The organism is Microvirga sp. GCM10011540 (assembly GCF_042650665.1).
Lineage (GTDB): Bacteria > Pseudomonadota > Alphaproteobacteria > Rhizobiales > Beijerinckiaceae > Microvirga > Microvirga lenta.
In genome coordinates this window covers 1-507 of sequence record NZ_JBHSBQ010000042.1, presented here as the reverse complement: position 1 = coordinate 507, position 507 = coordinate 1, and the positions used below count along the sequence as shown (strand labels likewise).

At 66.5% G+C, this 507-nt stretch carries 1 protein-coding gene; it reads right to left on the bottom strand.

Going from position 1 to position 507, the window contains the following annotated elements; genetic code table 11:
- On the bottom strand, positions 1 to 507 hold a 507-nt coding region (locus ACFOYU_RS15135; protein WP_377034227.1), incomplete at both ends, for a heparin lyase I family protein.

The window sequence follows — 507 nt, the reverse complement described above, 5'->3', positions numbered from 1 at the left end:
CGCCGGACGGCGAGGAGCGGTACACGCCCATGTTCCAGTGCGTGGTGCTCTGGCCGGAATAGCCCACCGCGCCCGAGTAGTTCACCACCAGCTCGCCGTCGAGCCACACCTTGACGTAGCCGCCGCCGTTGGGACCGAAATGCACGTCCACCTTGGCGTCGTACCAGTGACCGCGCTTGATGTTCGACGGCAGCTCGATCTCACGCTCGCCGTTGTCGGAGCGGATCACGAAGGACAGCCTCTCGTCGCCGCGCAGGCCGAAGTCGAACGGGCCCGACTTGTTCATGCCGGAGTGGAACTGGCCCAGGCTCATCCACTTGGCGGTGTTGGCCGAGCCCGGCTCGATCATGAAGTCCCAGGCGACGGAGGCGTAGTTGGCCGCGCCGCCGATGGACTGGCGCAGGGACTGGCTGATCTCGGAACGCTCCGAGCCGGCCACGTCGGTGAAGCGCGAGGAGGAGAACTGGTCGCCGTCACGCACTTCGAAGCGGTAGATGTCGCTGGTGG